The sequence below is a fragment of the uncultured Mucilaginibacter sp. genome, from assembly GCF_903913935.1.
Taxonomy (GTDB): domain Bacteria; phylum Bacteroidota; class Bacteroidia; order Sphingobacteriales; family Sphingobacteriaceae; genus Mucilaginibacter.
The window spans coordinates 1-4,168 of sequence record NZ_CAIWNH010000442.1 but is presented as its reverse complement, the minus strand read 5'-3'; the positions used below and the strand labels follow the sequence as shown (position 1 = coordinate 4,168).

Sequence of the window (4,168 nt, the reverse complement as noted above, 5' to 3'; positions counted from 1 at the left end):
TGTGGAAGGCAAAACTGACGACCTTGAAACTTATATCGAAGCGGCCAACATCACAGGCATGACTTATGTGATCATTCCCTCCATAAACGGGGAAGTGCTTAAAAGTGCGGATCAGTTTAAACAGGTAGCCGAAAAAATGAACAAGGCAGCTGAAATATGCAAAAAATCGGGCTTAAAGCTGGGCTATCATAACCATAATTTTGAATGGAAACCGGTTGACGGCACTACATTTTATGATGTGATATTAAAAGAAACCGATCCGGCACTGGTACACATGGAAATGGATATGTATTGGGTAGTTCGTGCCGGGCAGGACCCGATAAAACTATTTCAGCAGCACCCCGGCAGGTTTGCGCTTTGCCATTTAAAAGATATGGACAAAACCAACCATAACTTGAATACAGAGATTGGCAACGGCGCCATCGACTTTAAAAAGATCCTGAGCTATAAAAAACTGGCAGGTTTGGAACACTTTATCGTTGAACAGGAGAATTTTACCAATATAGATCCGATAGTGAGCATCAGCAAAAGCGCTGCTTATGTGAAGAATGTGTTAGGAGTATGATTGATTGATTAAGTTGATTGGGTTTAATTGAGTTGATTAAGTTTTTACGACTTTTCATTTAAAATCAAACAATGCCCAGCGACCATACCACCAATGAACTAATGAACTAATAAACTAAAATATGAAATATCCAGTATTACTCGCCGCATTATTGGCCGGCACTTCTTTTATGGCAAATGCGCAGCAGGCAAAACCTGAAGATACCGAAACATGGAATCCGGTTCCAAAAGTGGTAACCCCGGCAGCTAAGCCAGGTGACGCGCCATCTGACGCGATCATTTTATTTGATGGCACCAACCTTGACCAATGGGTACAAAATAATGATGGTTCGCCTGCAAAATGGGATGTGAAAGACGGCATCCTTACCGTAAATAAAAATTACGGCAATATTGAAACCAAAAAGGCTTTCACCAATTACCAGCTTCATATTGAATGGCGCGAACCTGTAGGCCTTGAAGGTGCCGGGCAGGGCCGCGGTAACAGCGGCGTGTTTTTAGCCTCGACAGGCAAAGGCGATGATGGTTATGAATTGCAGGTTTTGGATCCTTACAATAACAAAACCTATGTTAATGGCATGGCTGGCAGCATTTACAAACAAGCTATCCCTTTGGCGAACCCCGGAAGGCCAAACGGCGAATGGCAAACTTACGATGTGATCTGGACAGCCCCAACCTTTAATACGGATGGCTCCGTTAAAACGAAAGCCCTTGTAACCGTGTTGTTTAACGGCGTATTGGTTGAAAATAATTTTGAACTATGGGGGCCTACCTTATACATTGGTAAGCCTGAATACAAGGCCCACGGCGCTGCCCCTATAAAATTACAGGCCCACGGCGATAAAAGCATCCCGCTTAGCTACCGCAATATTTGGGTAAGGGAGCTGTAATTTGGTTCATGTTTGATAGTTCATGGTTCAAAATGCTAAAATAATTTTGTTGAAACGCAGTTTAAACCGTGAACTATTTTGAATGAACTTCATTATAAACTTGTTCATTGTTGATAATTCATTGCTTAAGCACAACGTTGAAGCTAACTATGAACTATCAACTATGAACCATGAACTGTGCCGTCTATGAAAAAAACATTGCTGTTACTTGCCGCATTCATCCTGTTAGCTGCTCAATTAAATGCCCAGGCTACCAAAGCTCCAGCTTATCCCTTAATTACACATAACACTTACTTCAGTATCTGGTCCTTCGGGGATACACTGAATGCGTCACCAACAAAACACTGGACGGGAAAAGATCAGCCACTGATCGGTTTAATTAAAGTGGATGGCGCCACTTACCGTTTTATGGGTAAAGAGCCTTTATATTATAAAACATTAATACCCGCGGCTGATGAAGCGCAATGGCAGGCTGCCTATACCGAAACAGAGCCCTCAGGCGATTGGACCGGAATTAGTTACGATGATAGCAAATGGAATAAAGGTTCGGCCCCCTTTACGGATGATAAGCAAGTTGCACAAACCTTATGGACCAGTAAGGATATTTGGGTGAGGCGCAAGTTTAATTTCTATAATACGGATATCAACAAGCTGGTTTTAAAACTTTATCATGACGACAATGTGGAAGTTTATTTAAACGGCGAGAAAATATATAATACTACCGGCTGGACCAGCGATTTTAAACTAATCCCTCTTAAGGAAAAAATTAAAAATAAAATTAAACAGGGCGAGAATGTGCTGGCTATCCATGTTGCCAATACAGCAGGCGGATCATACCTGGATGCCGGGCTGGTTGATGAAGTAAAACCATGGGCCAGCGATATTTTATTGGCCAAACAAAAAAGCGTAGTGGTAAATGCCACCCAAACCATTTATAATTTTAAATGTGTGGGGATCGATCTGGAGGTAACTTTCACATCCCCTTTATTGATGAACGACCTGGATGTGTTTTCGAGGCCGGTTTCTTACATCAGTTATAAAGTAAAAGCTAATGACGGTAGGAACCACGATGTAAAAGTGTTCCTGGCAGCATCCAGCGATATTGCTGTTAATATACCTTCACAAGAAGTTTCAGCGAAGAAATATACCGCATCGGGATTGTCTGTTTTAAAGGCTGGTACAACGGCTCAGCCCGTTTTAAAGAAAAAGGGCGACGACCTGCGGATAGATTGGGGCTATATGTACGTGGCAGCCCCTAACTCAAAAAATACAGTTCAGTATATAACACCCGAGAATGAAGCATTAGGTTCATTTCTGTCAAAAAAATATACTTCAACAGCCAGTAAAGGCAAACAACTTTCACTCAATACAGTACTGAATTTTAGTAGCGTAGGCACAAGCCCGGTTGAAAAATCTGTAGAGATAGGGTATGACGACCTCTATTCTGTTCAGTATTTCGGGCAGAATTTAAAACCATGGTGGAAAGCTGACGGCAAGGAGACCATTGAAAAGGAATTAAGCCGGGCGGCAGCAGATTACTCATCAGTATTGAAAAAATGCGACAGCTTTAATAAAAGCATGTATGCGGACGCACTAAAATCAGGCGGCAAACACTATGCCGACCTGTGTGTACTGGCTTACAGGCAAAGCATAGCAGCCCACCAGCTTTTAAAAAGCCCGAAGGGCGAGCTCCTGTTTTTGTCGAAAGAAAACTTTAGCAATGGTTCAATCAATACGGTTGATGTAACCTATCCGTCGGCGCCTTTATACCTGATTTATAATCCGCATTTGCTGGAAGGGATGTTGAATGGTATTTTTCAATATTGTGAAAGCAGCGCCTGGCCCCATAATTTTGCAGCGCACGACCTTGGGACATACCCCGTTGCCAATGGCCAAACATACGGCGAAAATATGCCGGTTGAAGAATCGGGCAATATGATCATCCTGACAGCGGCCATTGTAAAAGCCGAAGGGAATGCAAATTATGCCAAAAAGCACTGGAAAACATTAACTAAATGGGCCGCCTATTTAAGCATAAATGGTATTGATCCAGGTAACCAGTTATGTACCGATGATTTTGCAGGCCACCTTGCCCGCAATGCCAACTTATCAGTAAAAGCTATTGTTGCGTTAGGCGCTTATGCAGACATGGCCAACAAGCTGGGTAAAAAGGCTGTAGCAAAAAACTACAGGAATTTTGCCCTTGCTGCGGCGGGTAAATGGCAAAGCCTGGCACAGGCAGGCGATCATTACAGCCTCGTTTTTGGCAGCAAAGATAGCTGGAGCCAGAAATATAACCTGGTATGGGATAAGGTTTTGGGCCTTCAATTATTTCCTCCGGCTATTTATAAAACCGAGATCAACTATTACCTTAACAAACAAAATACATTCGGCCTGCCGCTCGATAGCCGTAAAACCTATACCAAATCTGATTGGATCTTATGGACAGCAACTCTTGCAGATAACCCAAAAGACTTTAAAGCATTGATAGATCCTGTTTATAAATACGCAACAGAAACCCCAACCCGCGTTCCGCTCAGCGACTGGCACGAAACAACCGATGGTAAAATGGTGGGCTTCCAGTCACGTAGTGTTGTTGGTGGTTATTTTATGAAGCTTTTAAAAACTAAATGGGTTAAGTAAGCGTGTAATTTGCAACAATTGTACTACAACGATGAATAGCTAATTTAGCATTGCTGATTGTTAACAGAAAAAAG

3 protein-coding genes are annotated in these 4,168 nt (G+C 42.5%); all 3 read left to right on the top strand.

Annotated features, from left to right (window positions below):
• A partial coding sequence (locus tag QZY09_RS17605) for a sugar phosphate isomerase/epimerase (protein WP_295674501.1) occupies nt 1-565 on the top strand: 565 nt, incomplete at its 5' end.
• 121 nt (nt 566-686) lie between these two features.
• Nucleotides 687-1,451 (top strand): DUF1080 domain-containing protein, encoded by a 765-nt coding sequence (locus QZY09_RS17600; RefSeq protein WP_295674500.1) that lies wholly within the window; start codon nt 687-689, stop codon nt 1,449-1,451.
• A 186-nt stretch (nt 1,452-1,637) separates the two neighbouring features.
• On the top strand, nt 1,638-4,094 hold the full coding sequence (locus tag QZY09_RS17595; protein ID WP_295674498.1) for a glutaminase family protein: 2,457 nt from the start codon (nt 1,638-1,640) through the stop codon (nt 4,092-4,094).
• The last annotated feature ends 74 nt before the right edge of the window (nt 4,095-4,168 follow it).